Origin of the sequence: Aminobacter aganoensis, assembly GCF_014206975.1 — a bacterium.
GTDB classification, from domain to species: Bacteria; Pseudomonadota; Alphaproteobacteria; order Rhizobiales; family Rhizobiaceae; genus Aminobacter; species Aminobacter aganoensis.
The window spans coordinates 17179-34346 of the sequence record NZ_JACHOU010000014.1; the positions used below are offsets into that span (position 1 = coordinate 17179).

The following is a 17168-nucleotide window of genomic DNA, read 5'->3' on the forward strand; positions in this document are numbered from 1 at the left end:
ATGCGAACGGGCGCGCGTCAATTGCCCTCGTCGTAAAGCGTCGTGGTCGTCTCGACCCCGTGTTCATGCAGGCCGGCGCGGACCACCGCCGCGGCAGCCAGTTCGCGCGCCTTGCGGCGGATGCCGGGCTCGTCGACGCCCTGCACCTTGCCGTCGGCATAAAGCACCTTGCCGTCGACCCAGGTCTGGGTGATCGAAGCGGTCGAAGCCGAAAACACCAGCGCCTGCAACGGATCGTAGAACGGGGTCCATTCGACATGGTCGAGATCGAACAGGATGAAGTCGGCTTTCTTGCCGATCTCCAGAGAGCCGATCTCGTCGTCCCACATCAGGGCGCGTGCGCCCTCGATGGTGGCGGCGCGCAACGCCTGGCGCGCGGTGAAGACGTCGGGCTGCATGCGGGCATCCTTGAACATGCCGGCGACGACAAGCATCTGCCGCATCAGGTTCATGTTGCCCGCGGCCGACACGCCGTCGGTGCCGAGGCCAACCTTGACGCCTGCCTTGACCATCTCGGGATACTTGCCGATGGCTGTCGCGCCCTTGCCGAGCTTGAACGACGAGCACGGGCAGAAGGCGACGCTGGCGCCGCGTTCGGCCAAAAGCTTGACCTCCTCGTCCGACACGGCCGCACCATGGGCGATGACCAGGTTCTTGCCGATGCCGCCGGCGCGGTCGATGCGGGTGATCGGCCAGCAGCCGTACTTGCTCTCGCAGACCTTGGCTTCCTCGATAGAGGTGGCGAGGTGATAGGTCGTACCGACGCCAAGCTTCTCGGCGAGCTTCACCGCGCCGACATGCAGCTCAAGGCTGCAGGGCTCCTTGCCCTCGATGTTGACCCAGCAACGGGCGCGTCCGTCGAGCGTGTTGTTGTAGCGCAGCACGTTCTCCTCGAGCACCTTCAGCGCCGACTGCGCGTCGGGGAAGAAGTGGTGCTCGGCCATCTCCTCGGTCCATCCGCGCGGCAGCTCGGCCGGGCGGTTGTCCGCAGCGTGGCGGCCGGTGATGCCGCGGATGCCGGTCTGGCCCATGGCGCGGATGACGATGCCGGGATCGTATTGCGAGCCCATGTCGAGGAAGCAGGTGGTGCCGCAACGGAGCATCTCGGTGATGCCGAGCAGCGCACCCCAATATTCGTCTTCCTCTGAAATGTGGGCGTAGAAAGGCTTGGCCCAGTGGAACACCCAGGCACGGGTGTTGAGATTGTCGGGGAAGACTGCACGCGACAGGGTTTCGGACAGGTGGACATGGCTGTCGACGAAGCCCGGGCAGATGCCCAGCATGGTGCCGTCGATCACCTTGTCGAAGCTCTTGGCATCGTGACGCGCCGCCACCTCCTCGGCCCCGCCGATATCGGCGATGCGGTCGTTTTCCACCACCATGCTGGCGTTGCGCAGCACGGTGTCGTTCTTGTCGACCGTGAAGGCGAAATTCAAATTCTCGATCAGCGTGCGCATGTGTCTCCACCCCATACTTCAGTCACGGACCTTCATTCTCGTCCCGCCGGTCCGTGACGGCGGGCGACATGTCGCTGTGCAGCCGGGCCACAAAGCACCCCGGCTGCCAATTTCACAAGCAGCGTTCGCTCAGGCGACCGCCTTGACCTTTCCGCCCTGCTTGGCGGTGCCGCAAAGGATCAGCTTGTCGGTGTCGGCATAGTCGGACAGAAGCTCCGAACCCTTCGACGTCACCAGAAGCATGTCCTTGTTCTGCATGCCGTAGCCGTAGCCGGTGTCGTAGCAAAGCGGCTCGAAGCCGAGCACCATGTTCTCCTCCAGCGGGGCGTCGCTGCCCGGCTTGCCGAGCACCGGCGTCAAGCCGAGATAGGGATCCTCATGCAGGTGCAGGCCGATGCCATGGCCGACGAACGAGATCGGCGGCAGGTTGAGCTTGGCGAGCTTGGCTATGAAGGCATCATAGATTTCGCGGCAGCTGGCGCCCGGCTTCACCTTTTCCATGATCTCGTATTTGCACTCGACCAGGTGAGCCCAGATCTTGTCGGCCATGGGCGGCGCCTCGCCGACGATGGCGGTGCGGCAGACGCCGGCCTGGTAGCCGTTGATGACCGAGAAGATCTCGACGCGGCAGACGTCGCCGCGTTTCAGGGTGCGTTCCGAGGGGCCGACATTGGGCAGCACGCTGCGCTCGCCGGTGGCGACGATCAGCAGCTTGAAGTGCTCGGCGCCGAGCGAATAGACGTTGCGGGTCAGATGGCCGGCAATGTCCATTTCGGAGTCGCCGGCGTCGACAACGGCCAGCGTATCGGTGATCGCCTGGTCGGCGATGCGCGACAGCTTGCGCAGCAGGGCCACTTCCTCCGACGTCTTGATCTGGCGCAGCCGCGCCAGGATCGGCTCGGCATGCTCGAAGCGCGCACCTGGCATCGCCGCGATCAGGCGGGCCAGATCGCCAGCCGGCAAATAGTCCATTTCGAGGCCGATACGGGCCCCAGCTAAACCGAGTTCGGAAAGCTGGTCGGCAAGCACCAGCATCGGATCGTCGGAGAACTCGGCCCAGATGCGGGTCGCCACGTTTGGCTGCTTCCGCTTGATGGTCGACGCCTCCATGTCGACGCCGAAGATCGCGGTGCGGCCGTCAGCGGTGACGATGGTCATGGCATGGCGATGACGGATTAGCGGCTGCGACGGAACGACGAAGCCGGTGGTGTAGGCGAAATTTTCAGGCGACGAGCAGATCATGGCATCGAGCCCGTGCTCGGCCATTGCCTTGACCTGCTTTGCGACGATTTCGGTCCGCATGTTGATGGTTCTCCCCTGGATGGCTGGCGTCAGGCTCAATCGCGGACGCGGTATTTTTCGATCTTCTTGATGTCGACGTCGATGCCCATGCCGGGCCCGGTCGGCACTGCGATGGCGCCTTCGGAGAAGCGCATCGGTTCGACCAGAAGGTCATCCTTGTAGTAGATGCCGCCGACCTGGCCGTGCTGCGCTTCGGCCGGCGTCGAGATCGGGATGACGCAGGACAACGTCACCGCCGGCGATGCTGCCGCCACCTGGACATTGGCGAGATTGCCGATGCCGGTCTCGATCGAACCGTTGACGTTGCAGATGATGCCGGCGGCGCGGCAGACAGCGCCAACCTCCATCGCCTTGTAGAGGCCGCCCGCCTTGGTGGTGTAGATCGAGACGATCTGCACCTGGCCGGCAGCGATGATCTGGATCGCATCATGGGCGTTCCACGCCGACTCGTCGGCCATGACAGGCGCATCGATACGGCGTGCTACCTCCGAGATGCGCTCGATGCCCATCACCGGCTGCTCGACATATTTGAGCCGGTACTTTTCCATCTGGCGAACCGTCTGCACCGCCTCGCCCGGAGTCTTGTAGCCCTCGTTGGCGTCGACGCAGATTTCCATCGCCTCGCCGGCAGCCTCGCGAACGGCAGCGACCATCTTGACGTCGCGTGCGGGGTCGACGCCGATCTTGACCTTGATCGTCTTGATGCCTTCCGCCACCAGCTTGGCCGCCTCGACCTTGGCCTCGTCGATCGAGATCAGGCCGATCGAATGGGTGATACCGACCTTGTCTCGCGCCTTGCCGCCGAGCAGGGTATGGACCGGAACGTTCAGCCAGCGGCCAGTAAGATCGTAGGCGGCGAATTCGACTGCCGCCTTGGAATAGGGATAACCGCGGATGATGGCATCCATGCGGGCATGCAGTTCGGCGAAATTGCCGAGCTCCAGGCCGATGATCGCGGGCGCCAGGTAGGTTTCGATGACGCTGCGGGTGATCATGGCGGATTCGCCGAAGTAGCGGCCGAACTCACCGCCCCAGTCCTTGAGCGCCGGCGCCTCGCCCCAGCCGACCCGGCCGTCGCTGTCGGTCATCTTGACCATGACATAGCGGCCGATGACTTCGGTCAGGCCCGCCCACTTGTGCTCGCGCCGTGTCGGCAGTTGGACAATCAGCGTTTCAATGGACTTGATCGTAGGCAACGTTTTTCACCTTCTTCATTGTCACCGGCGATGCGTCGCGCTACATTTGCGATCATCTAGTGTGATCACACTTTATGATCATAATTTTGGAGCGTCAAGCACCCAGCTGCAGCGAATTTTCCGGGGCATCGTCAACTCCGGAAATCGCCATCGAGAGGAGAACGCATGATCGTCGAAGCAACCAACTACTTCGCCAGGGAAGGACAGGCGGCGGCCGTGCTGGAGCAGCGCCGCAAGGCGACCGAGATCAGGACGCAGATGGGACTCGATCCCGGCCGCATCCTCATCAGGATCGAGGGCGACGGACCTGACGTGCGCTGGGAATGCAGCTTTGCCTCGCGTGAGGCATATGACGCCGATATGGCGGCCAGGGGCGGTTCGCAAGCTTTCGCCGACGCCCGCAAGACCATGCACACGCTGCTCGAACGTTTCGAGCGCCATGTCTACCAGGGCGACGACTGACAGCGCCCGCGCATTTTTCCGGGAACATTCGTCGCTGCGCGGCATCCAATGGGCGTCAACTCAAATCAAGTCCCGGCGCAAATTGCGCGCTCCGGGCAGGAGGCTCCCATGCGTATTCGCCCGACTGCAGCCCTGGCCGCGCTTTCCCTGCTGTTTGCCGCTCCCCTAGCCGCCAGCGCCGCCGACAAGCCGACCGATCCCCAGATCGCCCACATCGCCTACACGGCCGGCGTCATCGACGTCGAGGCAGCGAAACTCGCCATCTCGAAATCCAAAAACAAGGACGTCGTGGCATTTGCCGAGGACATGGTGCGCGACCACGAGGCGGTGAACACCCAGGCGCTGGACCTGGTCAAGAAGCTCAATGTCACGCCCGAGGACAATGACACCAGCCGGGCCCTGACCCAGGCCGCAGCCGACGAACGCGCCAAGCTCGAGAAGCTGGACGGCGCGGCTTTCGACAAGGCCTATGTCGACAATGAGGTCGCCTACCACAAGCAGGTCAACGGGGCACTTGAGAGCCTGCTGATCCCGTCGGCCAGCAACGCCGACCTCAAGGCCTTACTCGAAACGGGCCTGAAGATCTTCCAGGGCCACCAGCAACATGCCGAACATGTCGCGGCCACCGTCAAGTAAGGGTTCCCGATGTTGTCGAAACGGCATCTGTGGATTGCTGCCGCGCTTGTTGCGGCGGCATTTCCCGCACAAGCGGAGACCATCCAGGTCACTATCGAGAAGCTGGTATTCTCCCCCGCGGAGGTCAATGCGAAAGTGGGCGACACGATCGAGTGGATCAACAAGGATGTCTTCGTCCACACCGCAACCGTGAAGGGCGGCTGGGAAGTCATGATCCCCTCCAAGAAGTCGGCAAGCACGGTCATGGAGACGGCAGGGCCGGTTGAATATTACTGCCGCTTCCACCCCAACATGAAAGGCCGCCTGACCGTCTCGCCCTGACAGCCAACCGGCATCCGGGACCGCGGAGCATGTGCTGCGCGGTCCCCGACGCTTGGAGCGCTCGATATGCCCAACGAGGCCATCCCCCCGAAAACAGCCTTCGTCTTTGCAGGCGGTGGCAGCTTCGGCGCCATTCAAGTCGGCATGTTGCGGTCTCTGGCGAGACGCGGGATCACCGCCGACATGGTCGTCGGTTCGAGCGTAGGAGCATTGAATGGAGCCTACTACGCAGGCGATCCAACGGTCGACGGCGTCGATCGGCTGGCGACGATCTGGCGCGGGCTACGCCGCAGCGACGTATTTCCATTGAGCCTGAGAACAATGTTGGGATTTCTCTACAGGCGGGATTTCCTGATCAAGTCGGATGCTCTCTACCAACTCGTCGAGCGCCACCTTGCCTACCGCAACCTCGAAGAGGCAACTGTACCGATCCACATCGTCACGACGGATATCCTGTCGGGCGGGACCGTCGTGCTTTCAAAAGGCTCGGCTGCGCGAGCCATCATCGCAAGCGCAGCGATACCGGCAGCCTTCGCTCCCGTGCGTTGCAACGATTTCTATCTGGCCGACGGCGCCGTCTCCAGCAACACGCCTGTCAAGATTGCCGTTGCCCGTGGTGCCCGGCGACTGATTGTGCTTCCCACCGGCTACGCCTCCGCCCTGCACGAGCCGCCCGTGGGTGCGGTCGCCAACGCGCTGCACGCACTGACGCTGCTCATCGCACGGCAACTGGTCAGTGATCTGGAGAGCCTGGGCGACGACATCGCGTTTCTTGTCGTCCCCCCGCTCTGCCCACTCGTCGGCTCCCCCTATGACTTTTCCCAGACGAGCACATTGATCGAACGCGCGGCCAAAAGCACCGATGCATGGATTTCCAAGGGTGGCCTGGAGCGCCCGCGTGCCCTTGCGCAACTGAGCATCCACAAGCACGCAAATCAGGACCGGCTACCCTAGAGATGCTGCCGGAAAAAATCGAGCACGGCGCTGCGCATGGTCGGTGTCTCGCGGTGGCCGATGCCTTCTTCCGTCAGCAGCATCAAGCCACCCTTGGGCCCGTATGCGGCGCTGGTTTGCGCGAAAGCCCGCTCCACCGCAAGCGGCGGTGTGAGCGGATCGTCCAGGCCGACACAAATCAATTGAGGGCGCGGGGCGACGAGCCCGGCAATCGCCCCGGATGAGGTTTCGGCCAGCAGGCCGGGCACGGTCATGTAATGGCCATGCAGGTCATGGGCACCGGTCTCGATGAGCGTCGCCAGATCGGCGTAGCAGCAGAGATGGGCGACCGCCGAGACCCGCGGGTCGATCGCGGCGAGGAAATAGGCAAGCGTCGCGCCCATCGAAATGCCTGTCATGCCTATCCGTCGCGAATCGACATCGCCGCGCGAAGCGAGCCAAGTCAGCGCGGCCGCCTGCTCGGCAAGCATCTGGCCGAACAGCGTCCGGCCATGCCACAGCGCCACTTTCGCAGCCGAGCTTTCGGTCGTGCCTGAACGCTCGCCGAAGACCGGCATGTCGATGCAGAGCGAAACATAGCCTTCCCGCGCCAATGCAGGACCGGGCGCGTCGAGCAGCGCCGGCCGGCCGTCGACGAGTTCGCTGGCGCCGATGTCGTATCGGCCGCCATGGGCGTGGACATGGAGGATCGCCGGCTGCGGTTCGACGTTTGTGGCAGGTCGCGTCAGCAGGCCGCGAACCGCCGTGCCGTCGTCAAGCCGAAAGCGAAGGCGTTCGACCACATGGCTGCCGAAATCCTCGGCCGCCACATCCACCACTCCAGCCGAGCCTCCCTGATGCCAAGGAGCGACCTCAGCCTTTCCACGGAAATGGCCATGGCTTGTCCGGGCTCTACCTGACCAGCCAGCCGCCATCGACCGGGACCACAGTGCCGGTCACATAGCCGGACCCCGGCGCCGCCAGGAACAGAACCACCGTGTCGAGATCCTCCGGCGTGCCCCAGCGCCCGATCGGAATGCGGGCAGAAATCTGCGCCTTGCGGTCGGCATCGTTGCGCAACGCCTCGGTGTTGTCGGTGGCCATGTAGCCCGGAGCGATCGCGTTGACGGTGATGCCATGCGGCGCAAGCTCATTGGCCATCGCTTTGGTCAGGCCGGCGATGCCGTGCTTGGAGGCGGCATATGCGGGCACGCGCACGCCACCTTGGAAGGTCAGCATCGACGCCACGTTGATGATGCGTCCGCCGCGGTTCGCCTCGACCATGCTTCTGGCGACGGCCTGCGAGAGCAGGAATGCCGCCTTCAGGTTGACGTCGATGACGCTGTCCCAATCCGCTTCGGTATAGTCGAGCAGGTCGGCGCGCCGAATGATGCCGGCGTTGTTGACGAGGATGTCGACCCGGCCCATCTCCGCCACTACTTCATCGGTGACGGCGGTGGCGTCGAACGGCCTGGACAGGTCGACCTCGAGCGCGTGGAAGCGCCGGCCGGCCTGCTTCACCAGTTCGGCGGTGTCCGGCATCGGCGAGGACCCAAGGGCCGCGATGTCGGCGCCGGCCCTGGCCAATGCCAGGGCCATGGCCCTGCCGAGCCCGGTCCGGGCTCCGGTCACCAGCGCGACCTTTCCCGATAGATCAAACAGCGTGCCCAAGGCGAAGCCCCTTCTCGTTGAACATGTGGAGCGGTGCAGCGGACAGCGACAGGCGAACGTCCGCGCCCGGCGCGAGGTCATGCTGCCCCGGCGCTACGACCAGCACCTTCTGGCCGGAGACGTCGGCATGCAGAACGGTTTCCGAGCCGAGCGCCTCAACCAGCCTGATGGTGGCCGGCAGCCCCTGTTCGCCGCCGATCGAGATGTGATGGGGACGCACGCCCACCGTGACCTTCGCGCCGTTGGCGATGCCGGCATTGTCGAGCGGGACTTCCAGGCGGTGCCCGCCGGCCAAAGTCGCCACCGTCTTGCCAGGTCCGTTCGTTTCGACAGTGCCTTCGAGAAAGTTCATGTGCGGCGAGCCGATAAAGCCGGCGACGAAACGGTTCGCCGGCGCATTGTAGAGCTCCAGCGGGGTGCCGACCTGTTCGATGCGGCCGGCACGCAGCACCACGATGCGGTCGGCAAGCGTCATCGCCTCGATCTGGTCGTGCGTCACATAAATCATCGTCGCCGACAGCCGCGCATGCAACGCGGCAAGCTCGGCGCGCGTCGAGCCGCGCAGTTCGGCATCGAGGTTGGACAGCGGCTCGTCGAGAAGGAAGGCGACGGGCCGGCGCACGATCGCACGGCCGATCGCCACGCGTTGGCGCTGACCGCCGGACAGTTGGCCCGGGCGGCGGTCGAGATACGGCTCGATCTCAAGCATGCGCGCCGCTTCGGCGATGCGTTCCCTGATCTCCGGCTTCGGCATCCTGGTGTTCTCCAGGCCGAAGGCGAGGTTCTGGCGAACGCTCATATGCGGATAGAGCGCATAGGACTGGAACACCATGGCCAACCCGCGATCGGCGGCCGGAACGTTGTTGACCACCGCGCCATCGATGGCGAGTTCCCCGCCGGTCGGCTTTTCCAGCCCGGCGATGATGCGCAGCAACGTGGATTTGCCGCAACCGGAAGGCCCGACGAAGACGACGAACTCGCCGTCCCCGATCTCGAGATCGATGCCGTGCAGCACATCGACGTTGCCGAACGACTTCGCGACATTGGTGAGCTTGATGTGGCCCATGAATATCCCTCTATTTCAGTCCGGTGCCGGCGATGCCGGTGGTGATGAAGCGCTGCAGGAAGATGAACACGAGCACGACCGGGATCATGGTCACGACGGTCATCGCCAGGATGAAGTGCCACTGCACGTTCAACTCGCCCGAGTAGATGCTCAATCCGACCTGCAGCGTGTAGAGCTCTTTGCGCGACAGCACGATCAACGGCCACAGGAAGTCGTTCCAGCGCCAGACCACCGAAAAGATGGCAAGCACGGCAAGCGCCGGCGCCGTCAGCGGCAGGATGATGCGCCAGTAGATCTGCCATTCCGACGCCTTGTCCATACGCGCGGCATCGACCAGCTCGTCGGGAATGGTCAGCATGTATTGCCTGAGGATGAAGACGCCGGTCGGCGTGGCGACCGTCGGCAGGATCACCCCCCACAGGCTGTTGAACAGGCCAAGCGCCGAGACGATCGAGTAGAGCGGCACCATGATTACCGACAATGGCACCATCAGCGTCGCCAGGATCACCAGCATCGCTGCCGTCCGGCCCCGGAACTCATACTTGCTCAGTGCGAACGCGGCCATCGAGTTGACCACCAGCGTGATCAGCGTGGCCACCACCGTCACGAAGACCGAGTTCCAGAGGTAGCGGAAGAAATCGAAATGGGTGAACGGTTCCGTGTAGTTTTCGGTGGCGAACGACATCTCGCGCACCGGCGTGCGTTGCGCGATGTTCACCTTGATGATCTCTCCCGGCGCCTTGGGGTCGACCATCTGGCTGACGATGCCGATACGCCGCACCTCGGCCAGTGTCGCCTTGCTGCCGTCGTCGAGCGTCACCTCGTAGAGGTCGAACGGCTTGTCGAAGCCTTCGACGCTGACCTTCTGGGTCACGTATGGCAGGATGGTCGGTGGAAATTCGGCAAGTGCCGCCGGCGTCTTCAGCGACGAGCCGACAAGCCACACGGCCGGGCCGAACATGATGAACAGGCCGCCGACGAGCCACACCCAGGTGACTATATCCGTCCAATGCCAGCCCTTGCCGCCCTTGCGGCGGAAGACGAACGCAGCAACGCGGCTCATTTGCGGCCTCCGTTCTTGTCGCTGGAACGGCCGAGGCCGAGTTGCACCAAGGTCAGTACGACCAGCACGACGCCCATCAGGATCGAGGCGGCTGCGGCAAGGCCCGGGTTGCGCAGTTGCGTCGCAAAACCGGTCTCGTAGATGTACTGGGTCAGGAACAAGGTGCTGGTACCCGGCCCACCGCCGGTCAGCACGTAGACTTCGTCGAAAATCTGCACGGCGCGTATCAGCACCAGCACGATGACGACGAGAAGATTGGGCATCAGCAGCGGCAAGGTGATGCGCATGAACACGCGCATCGACCGCGTCCCGTCCATCTCCGCCGCTTCGTAAAGGTCCTTCGGGATCGCCTGCAAACCGGCAAGCAGGATCAGCGTGTAGAAGCCCATATGCGCCCAGATCGATACGGCAACCGCCGCTGCGAACGACCATGTCCGATCGTTCAGCCAGGCATAGGGATCGAAGCCGAAGCCGTAGAGCCCGAAATTGAGCAGGCCCTGGCGCTGCAGGATCCATTTCCAGATCAATCCGACGACCACCGGAGACAACAGCACCGGAAAGAAGAACATCGCGCGCCAGAAGCTGCGGGCCTTGAGGTCGCGGTTGAGGATCAACGCCGTCACCAGCGAGAAGGCTATCATCAGCGTGACCTGCAGGACGACGAACCATCCCGTGTTGCCGACAGCCGTCCAGAACGTGTCTTCGGCGCAGCTGTTGGGGTCGAGATAGTTGGAGCAATCGAAGAGCCGCGCGTATTGATCGACGCCCACGAAGCTGCGATCCGACAGGAACAGGGCCGACCCGCCGGTCATCGAGTATGCGAAATTGATGAAGAACGGCAACAATACGAAAATGCCGAAGATCAGCATGTTCGGCAGCAGGAAGAAGGTGGCCATGCCGCCGAGGCCGGCGACCTTCTGCAGCTTGCGCAGCGGGGCGTCGACGAGCCCCATGGCAAAGCGGACCGGCGCCATTGCGATCTCGCCGACCCGGGGGCCGGTCTTGCCTGAACCATCAATCGTCATCGCACGCCTCCCTCCGCCACGCTGGCTCTGCCCATATCCCGCAGTTCGTTACGATCGCCGCCTGCCGACAGCGGCCATCTGAAAGCAGGCTCGGCCGGGTGGCGGTGCTCGCTTCATATGCGAGCGCCACGGCAGCCGCCCGCTCGAACCTGGCGGCTGCCGTGGTTTGTGCTATGCGGCTAAAGGCCAGAATCCTTGACCTTGGCTGCAACGTCGGCATCGATGCGCGAGAACGCTTCCTCGAGCGTCAGCTCGCCGGCTGCCGCTTGGCTTACGCGCGTGACGAGCGCACCGTAATAGGCATCCGACCAAAACCAGCCAGGCAATTTCTGCGCAACGTCCGACAGGCCAGCCGTCGCTGCGACGAACGTATTCAGGGCGGCCTTCGCCTGGGCGTCATCCGTCTTGAATTCCAGGCCCTTGGCAACCAGGCCCTTGTGCGCCGGCAGGAACAGCGTGCGTTCGGAGAACTCCTTCACGACGTCCTCGCGCGCCAGATAGTCCATCACCTTGGCCACTTCCTGCGGGTTCTTCGTGTATTTGATTGCGACGAGGCCGGCACCGCCCGGCATGCCGGTGCAGTTGACCGTGCCGCATGGGCTTGCGGTTGCGACCCAGTCGAAATTGGAGCCGATCTTGGTGGAGAAGTTCGGCACCTGCCACGAACCCGAATAATAATAAGCGAGCTGGCCGTTGATGAAGTCGTCCGCGCCGGCGCGATAGGTCGAGCCTGCCGCCGAAACCCAGACGTCCTTGCTCATGGTTCCATCCGCCACCCAGCCGACGAACTTGCCGATGAAAGCCTTGGCGCCATCGTCGAGGGGTGCCGGCTTGCCGTCGGCGCCGATGTAGTTCGCGCCATAGGAGACGTTCGGGCCGGTGAGCCGGTGTCCGGAGCGGTCAAGCGCCATGGCAAACGGCACCTGCTGGCTTTCCGCCACCTGCTTCGCAGCTTTCGCCCAATCGTCCCAGGTCGCCTCTTTCGAGGGAATGGCTACACCGGCCTGCTCGAACAGCGTCTTGTTGGCGAAGCCGCCGGCCAAGGTGATCTGTGTCATGAAGCCCGAAATCTGGTTCGAGCCGTCGGGGCGCATCCAATCGGCCTGGCCGCCAAAGTTCTCGTCCCAGTACGCGGCGTCGGCCACCAGCGGACGCAGGTCGAGCCAGTGCGGGCTCAGCGCCTTCAGGTTGGTGACACGGGCGATGTCCGGCCCGGCGCCAGCTTCGAGCTGCACCGGCAGCTGCTCGCGCACGACGCTGTAGGAAACATTGTCGAGAATGACGTTGATGCCGGGATTGTCCTTCATGAACCGGCCGAGCAGATCCTGCAGGACCTCTCCCTCGACACCGTCGGAATACCACATGATGCGGACTTCGCCAGCAAACGCAGCCGTCGACGACAACAGGCCGACGGCGAATGCCGCGAGCATCGTATTGATCTTGTTCATCTTCTTCTCCTCCTCCACCTTTGACGAGCCCTCACCGCCCGCCCCAAGACGCGGCACCGGCACGAAAGCCGGTGCTGCGCCAATCATGTCGTCGCCAGCGTGGCGACCTCGCCGGCCACCGTGTAGCTGCCTGGCGAAATGGTCCGGCCTTCGGCCTGTACCGAGCCGTCGGAATGGAACCTCACTGTTCCGTAGTCCGGGTCCTCGACGACGAAGGTGCCGTCGGCATCTTCGCTGACCGCAAGCGCCGAATACCTGGATTCGACCGCACTCAATTCGCCGGCGGTGCATACACGCACGATCCAGCGCGTCTTGCGGCCATATTGGCGCAGTTCCGCATGGGCCGAGGGGCCATCCTCGACGGCCACGAATTCCGTGCTGCCGCGCAGCAGAACCGCGCCCCGCCCGCTGCGGGCCATGGCGAGACTGCCGCCAACCTTACTCTCGTCGAATTCGGCGGTCGGGAACCAGGCATGGGTAAAGTCGGGCTGCTCGTCGAAGGTCGAGAAGTCGAGCACCGCCAGGCCACGATACTGCTGCGCCCGGGGCAGCGTACCGCAGCCGCCCCAGAAAGACGGCCGGCCGTAGCCGAACTGGATTGTCTCGCCGGGATGATTGATCCAGACCGCAGCCTCCGGACGTTCACCGATCCGCAGGTGCAGCACAGTCTCCTGATAGCCCCACTCGTTCCAGCGATAGTGGGCCGCCGAGCCCATCGCGAAATCGCGGCTCTTGTAATGGTAGAGCTTGGCGAAACTGTTCTCACCCTGGGCAAAGCGCCATTCCTGATGTGCGTCGTCCTGATGGCCGGCAACCGCGTGCAGGGCTTCAGGTACGCTCAGGCCGTGGTCGCGCAGACAGACCGCAAGTTGCGGCAGCGCATGGACGCGGCGCCCGTACCAGCCCTTGCCCCAGAGCAGGCGTGCCACGCCGGAGAGTTCGAGCGAACGGCCGGCGCAGAGCGTGTGTTCGTATGACCGGCCCTGCGCTGCCGTAACGGCGCCATTGTGCGCCGAGCGGGCAATGATTTCGCAAAGCCGCACGATGCCGCGCTTGGCACGCTCGGCGATGTCGTGATCAGGCGACAGGGCGGCCAGCGCGGTCAGGCCCTTGAGGTCGATCGGGAAATATGGCGCCGAGTTGAACTCGGCCATTTCCCACGCCTCGAAATGATCGAGCCAGGCCCGCACCCGGGCGGCACCGATCGCACTCTGCTCGGCGCCTTTGCGACCGGAGCGAACGAAAATGCTGTCCGGCAGCAGGTGGCCGGCAAGATAGGCCGAGGTGTGGAAGAGCAATGCGTGGTTTTCGGAAAAGTACCACTGCACGTCGTTGCCTGGCTCGTCCATCCAGTAGCGGTAGTTGAGGATGGCCCTGTCGATGCGCGCGCGTGTGCCTGCACCGATATCCGCACCCCAGACGGTGCGCGACCAGATCAGCGGGACAAGCGAGAAATCGGCGCAGTCGTGGCAGTCCATAATCGACGGCAGGATCTCCTCGATCATGGCGTCCGTGTCGGCGCCCGCGCGTCCGCTTGCCAGCCGCGCGAAAGCGCGCACCGTGTCGCGCTCTGAGTATTCGGAGACCTCGTCCAGCGTCGCTGTGATCCTGTCGGCAAGCGCCAGGGGCGCCTCACCCTGGCGGCCGGCATGACAGATCTCGACGCCGAGGGAGCGCGAGGCGACGAAGCCGCCTGCATCCAGCGTGATGCGAAAATGGCGGAAATCGGCCGGTGCCTTCTCCGACGGGCCTGTGTTTAGGCACGTTTCGCCTGCCTTGAGGACAAAGTCGTGGTCGAAGCGTTCGGTCGACATGAAGTCGCCCTCGACGGCGACGTTGACCTTGACGTCGATCGGAAGCGGCCTGGCGAACAGCAGGTTGATGTCGCCTTCAAAATAGGCTGTGCGGTCAAGGTGCATGCCGTCGAGCGCTGCTTCGACGCTTGCCGCGGTGTCATCGCTTACCGGTACCGGCACGGCAACGCTCGCCTTGGGCCCGGAGAGATAGTCCAGTTGGAAAAAGTAGCGCGCGTCGCGCTCGGCCAGGTCGTCGAAAAAGACGACGATCTCGTTCAAGCCAGCCTCGAGCGGCAGCTCGAACTCCGACTTCGCCTCGAGATTGCGGCTGTAGGGTGCCGTCCAGCCGGCTTCGGCTCCGTTTAGCCACAGGACGGCACCGCCACAAGTGCCGAGCCTAACCTTGGCGAGGCCGGCAACGTCCGCGGCGATGTATGTACGAGCCCAGGTCGCCAGCCGCGTCGGGCGGAACCAGAAACCGGAGAGGTCGAGACGCGGCGATCCGAATGGCAACCACCAGCGGACGGCCTCGAACGCGCCGCGCACGTCCGGCCGCTTGCCGCGGTAACGTCCGGCAAAGATCGTCCGGCACGGATATTCGTGCGGAATGAAATTCTTGTGCTTGGTCAGGAAGAAGAAGGGATCCATCTCTCCCTTCATCGGCGCGTCGGGCACATCGAAACGCTCCTCGGCGACGGTGCCGAACTGCCAGTAGCGAATGGCTTCGCCGGAGCCCAGGGCCTTCTTCATGTGCGACAACGCTTCGGTCATTTCAGTTCCGTCAGGGCCACTGGCGCTACGTCGTTGTATTCCTGGTTTTCGCCGGTCATGCCCCAGACGAAGGCGTAGGGACCGGTGCCGGCGCCCATGTGGATCGACCATGCCGGGGACAGCACTGCATCGCCGTTGGCGACAACCAGATGACGGGTTTCCTGCGGCTGCCCCATCAGGTGCACGACCCGGTCCTGTTCGGCGAGGTCGAAATAGCAGTAGGCCTCCATCCGCCGTTCGTGCACATGCGGCGGCATGGTGTTCCAGACGCTACCTTCGGCAAGATCGGTGATACCCATCAGAAGCAGGCAGGACGGTGCCACTTCCGGATGGATGTACATGGCAAGCCGGCGCTTGTTGGACCGGCTGATGTCGCCTAGGTCGAGCGCCTTGGACTGCTCCTTGGTGATCAGCCGATGCGGATGGTCAGTCCCGGCGGGGACGGAGTTCATGTAGAACCGCGCCGGCGATCCCGCCGAAGCGCTCGCCATGGTGATCTCCCTTGCGCCGCGGCCGACATAAAGCACGTCGCGGTTCTGGAGGGTAAAAAGCTGGCCGTCGACGCTGATCGTGCCGGCGCCGCCGAGGTTGGCGATGCCCATTTCGCGCGCCGACAGCAGATACTCCGTGCCGATCTCCTTGCCGGATCCGAAGGAGACGCTGTTCGCCACCGGCATGGCGCCGCCGAGAATGAGCCGATCGACATGGGTATAGGTTAAGCTGACCGCGTCGGCGGCAAACAGGTCGCTGATCAGAAACGCATCGCGCAGGCGCTGCGTGTCGTAGCTCTTGATGTCCTCGGGCGCTGCCCCGTACAAAACTTTCATGCTGCCTGTCCTTCTGCGCCGACATGATGCAAGGCTTCGGACAGGCACAGGATCGCCAGTGCCTGGCCGTAGCCGGTCGGTTGAATTGGAATGTCCTTGTAGAACTGGAGATCGTGGCCCATGCGCGTGCCGTAGGAGACGTTGAGCACGGTGCCGGTCTCGTCGATATTCTCCATCACCGCCTGGAGCGCCCTCAGTCCGGCAGCCTGCCAGGCCGGCGTTCCGAGGCCGAGGCGATAGCCCTTGAGCAGCCCGTAGCCGATGCCGGCAGTAGCGGAGATTTCCTCGTAAGAGGTGTTGTCGTCGAGCAGCGTGCGCCACGCGCCAGACGACGCCTGCAATGGCAGCAGCGCATCGACCTGCGCAACCAGCACGCCCAGGAGATAGTCCTTCACCGGCTTCGCCATCTCGGCGAGATCGAAGAGATCGAGGATACCGGCCGTGACCCAGGCATTGCCGCGCGCCCAGCGCGCTTCGGCAAAGTTGTGCCGTCCATCGAAGGTCCAGCCATGGAACCACAAGCCGGTATGGGTGTCGGCGAGATAGCGCGCGTGAACAAGAAACTGCCGGGACGCCTCGTCGATCAGCTCGCGCCGCCCGCTCGCCTGGCCATAGGAGGCCAAAAACAGCGCGACCATGTAGAGCGTGTCGTCCCACAGTTCGTTGTCGTTGACCTTGTCGGAGACATGATGCTCGAAGCCGCCTTCCGGTGTCCGCCCCATCTCGGAGATGACACGGTCCGCCCATTGGTCGAGCAGCGGCTGCCAGCGCGGATCCCTCGTCTTCGCCCACAGCACGGAAAGGCCGAGCATCGGTGCGGTGGTGTTGACGTTGAGCTGTGGCAGCCCGGAATCGAGCCGCGCGGCATACCAGTTTTCGACGAGCAGGCGCAGATCGTCGCGCCCGGTGAACAGCCACAACCGGATCAGCCCGTAGAGGCCTACGCCTTGCGGCCATTCCCAGCTGTCGAAGCTGATGTAGTCCCCGGCGGACCCGTCGAGATTCGGCTCATGGAATCGACCTTCGTGCTTGAGGCCGGTCATTCCGGCGACAAGACGATCGAGACCGACACGAATATCGCGGCCGTTCGGGGCCATGGCGCGCTCCTCTCCAAGACCGCTTTGGCGGGCGGCACCGCGTCCGGATAAAGCCATCGCCAAATCTCTTGCGCAATATGAAAATTTTTCTCATCAT

General features: G+C 63.7%; 16 protein-coding genes. 4 read left to right on the top strand and 12 right to left on the bottom strand.

The genetic code is table 11. The features are described 5' to 3' along the window. Positions 1 to 17: 17 nt before the first annotated feature. From GGR00_RS20935 to GGR00_RS20945, 3 genes are all read right to left on the bottom strand, one after another. Entirely contained in the window at positions 18 to 1457 is a 1440-nt protein-coding gene (locus GGR00_RS20935; protein WP_184700842.1) for an amidohydrolase family protein, read from the bottom strand. Positions 1458 to 1586: 129 nt separating this feature from the next. After that, complete coding sequence (locus GGR00_RS20940) at positions 1587 to 2759, bottom strand: M24 family metallopeptidase (RefSeq protein WP_184700844.1); 1173 nt, start codon at positions 2757 to 2759, stop codon at positions 1587 to 1589. Positions 2760 to 2794: 35 nt separating this feature from the next. Further along, complete coding sequence (locus tag GGR00_RS20945; protein WP_184700846.1) at positions 2795 to 3955, bottom strand: mandelate racemase/muconate lactonizing enzyme family protein; 1161 nt, start codon at positions 3953 to 3955, stop codon at positions 2795 to 2797. A gap of 165 nt (positions 3956 to 4120) precedes the next feature. Between GGR00_RS20945 and GGR00_RS20950 the strand changes: the two genes are divergently transcribed. The 4 genes from GGR00_RS20950 to GGR00_RS20965 all read left to right on the top strand — a co-directional run bounded on the left by GGR00_RS20950 (position 4121) and on the right by GGR00_RS20965 (position 6328). After that, positions 4121 to 4417 (top strand): hypothetical protein, encoded by a 297-nt coding sequence (locus GGR00_RS20950; RefSeq protein ID WP_184700848.1) that lies wholly within the window; start codon positions 4121 to 4123, stop codon positions 4415 to 4417. 108 nt (positions 4418 to 4525) lie between these two features. Further along, a complete protein-coding gene (locus GGR00_RS20955; RefSeq protein ID WP_184700850.1) occupies positions 4526 to 5053 on the top strand; it encodes a DUF4142 domain-containing protein in 528 nt (175 codons plus the stop codon). A 9-nt stretch (positions 5054 to 5062) separates the two neighbouring features. Beyond that, positions 5063 to 5374: a cupredoxin domain-containing protein gene (locus GGR00_RS20960; RefSeq protein ID WP_184700852.1), complete on the top strand. Its 312-nt coding sequence runs from the start codon at positions 5063 to 5065 to the stop codon at positions 5372 to 5374. Positions 5375 to 5440: 66 nt separating this feature from the next. Beyond that, positions 5441 to 6328: a patatin-like phospholipase family protein gene (locus GGR00_RS20965; protein WP_184700854.1), complete on the top strand. Its 888-nt coding sequence runs from the start codon at positions 5441 to 5443 to the stop codon at positions 6326 to 6328. Here GGR00_RS20965 and GGR00_RS20970 read toward each other — a convergent pair. From GGR00_RS20970 to bglB, 9 genes are all read right to left on the bottom strand, one after another. Continuing rightward, entirely contained in the window at positions 6325 to 7146 is an 822-nt protein-coding gene (locus GGR00_RS20970; RefSeq protein WP_343065604.1) for an alpha/beta hydrolase family protein, read from the bottom strand. The two genes, GGR00_RS20965 and GGR00_RS20970, sit on opposite strands and share 4 nt — an antisense overlap. A gap of 73 nt (positions 7147 to 7219) precedes the next feature. Then, entirely contained in the window at positions 7220 to 7978 is a 759-nt protein-coding gene (kduD, locus tag GGR00_RS20975) for a 2-dehydro-3-deoxy-D-gluconate 5-dehydrogenase KduD (protein ID WP_246441523.1), read from the bottom strand. Continuing rightward, positions 7962 to 9044 carry an ABC transporter ATP-binding protein gene (locus GGR00_RS20980; RefSeq protein WP_184700859.1) on the bottom strand — a complete coding sequence of 361 codons (1083 nt, stop codon included), beginning with the start codon at positions 9042 to 9044 and terminating at the stop codon, positions 7962 to 7964. The genes kduD and GGR00_RS20980 overlap by 17 nt, the downstream gene beginning before the upstream one ends. Before the next feature lie 10 nt (positions 9045 to 9054). After that, the gene (locus tag GGR00_RS20985; RefSeq protein WP_184700861.1) at positions 9055 to 10107 is read right to left on the bottom strand and encodes a carbohydrate ABC transporter permease; all 1053 of its coding nucleotides are present in this window, start codon (positions 10105 to 10107) and stop codon (positions 9055 to 9057) included. Then, complete coding sequence (locus GGR00_RS20990; protein ID WP_184700863.1) at positions 10104 to 11132, bottom strand: carbohydrate ABC transporter permease; 1029 nt, start codon at positions 11130 to 11132, stop codon at positions 10104 to 10106. Before GGR00_RS20990 ends, GGR00_RS20985 begins: the two co-directional genes overlap by 4 nt. Before the next feature lie 179 nt (positions 11133 to 11311). Further along, positions 11312 to 12580 carry an ABC transporter substrate-binding protein gene (locus GGR00_RS20995; RefSeq protein WP_184700865.1) on the bottom strand — a complete coding sequence of 423 codons (1269 nt, stop codon included), beginning with the start codon at positions 12578 to 12580 and terminating at the stop codon, positions 11312 to 11314. Positions 12581 to 12663: 83 nt separating this feature from the next. Next, the gene (locus GGR00_RS21000) at positions 12664 to 15147 is read right to left on the bottom strand and encodes a hypothetical protein (protein WP_184700867.1); all 2484 of its coding nucleotides are present in this window, start codon (positions 15145 to 15147) and stop codon (positions 12664 to 12666) included. Beyond that, entirely contained in the window at positions 15144 to 15974 is an 831-nt protein-coding gene (gene kduI / locus GGR00_RS21005; RefSeq protein ID WP_184700869.1) for a 5-dehydro-4-deoxy-D-glucuronate isomerase, read from the bottom strand. Before kduI ends, GGR00_RS21000 begins: the two co-directional genes overlap by 4 nt. Further along, entirely contained in the window at positions 15971 to 17071 is a 1101-nt protein-coding gene (bglB, locus tag GGR00_RS21010; protein WP_184700871.1) for a beta-galactosidase BglB, read from the bottom strand. The genes kduI and bglB overlap by 4 nt, the downstream gene beginning before the upstream one ends. Between the last annotated feature and the right edge of the window lie 97 nt (positions 17072 to 17168).

Excerpts from the sequence above, each read along its gene's own strand:
- GGR00_RS20935 (WP_184700842.1), bottom strand. The coding sequence starts at position 1,457 with ATGCGCACGCTGATCGAGAATTTGAATTTCGCCTTCACGGTCGACAAG.
- kduI (WP_184700869.1), bottom strand. The coding sequence starts at position 15,974 with ATGAAAGTTTTGTACGGGGCAGCGCCCGAGGACATCAAGAGCTACGAC.
- GGR00_RS21000 (WP_184700867.1), bottom strand. The coding sequence starts at position 15,147 with ATGACCGAAGCGTTGTCGCACATGAAGAAGGCCCTGGGCTCCGGCGAA.
- GGR00_RS20950 (WP_184700848.1), top strand. The coding sequence starts at position 4,121 with ATGATCGTCGAAGCAACCAACTACTTCGCCAGGGAAGGACAGGCGGCG.
- bglB (WP_184700871.1), bottom strand. The coding sequence starts at position 17,071 with ATGGCCCCGAACGGCCGCGATATTCGTGTCGGTCTCGATCGTCTTGTC.
- GGR00_RS20965 (WP_184700854.1), top strand. The coding sequence starts at position 5,441 with ATGCCCAACGAGGCCATCCCCCCGAAAACAGCCTTCGTCTTTGCAGGC.
- GGR00_RS20995 (WP_184700865.1), bottom strand. The coding sequence starts at position 12,580 with ATGAACAAGATCAATACGATGCTCGCGGCATTCGCCGTCGGCCTGTTG.
- GGR00_RS20940 (WP_184700844.1), bottom strand. The coding sequence starts at position 2,759 with ATGCGGACCGAAATCGTCGCAAAGCAGGTCAAGGCAATGGCCGAGCAC.
- GGR00_RS20985 (WP_184700861.1), bottom strand. The coding sequence starts at position 10,107 with ATGAGCCGCGTTGCTGCGTTCGTCTTCCGCCGCAAGGGCGGCAAGGGC.
- GGR00_RS20960 (WP_184700852.1), top strand. The coding sequence starts at position 5,063 with ATGTTGTCGAAACGGCATCTGTGGATTGCTGCCGCGCTTGTTGCGGCG.
- GGR00_RS20990 (WP_184700863.1), bottom strand. The coding sequence starts at position 11,132 with ATGACGATTGATGGTTCAGGCAAGACCGGCCCCCGGGTCGGCGAGATC.
- GGR00_RS20980 (WP_184700859.1), bottom strand. The coding sequence starts at position 9,044 with ATGGGCCACATCAAGCTCACCAATGTCGCGAAGTCGTTCGGCAACGTC.
- GGR00_RS20955 (WP_184700850.1), top strand. The coding sequence starts at position 4,526 with ATGCGTATTCGCCCGACTGCAGCCCTGGCCGCGCTTTCCCTGCTGTTT.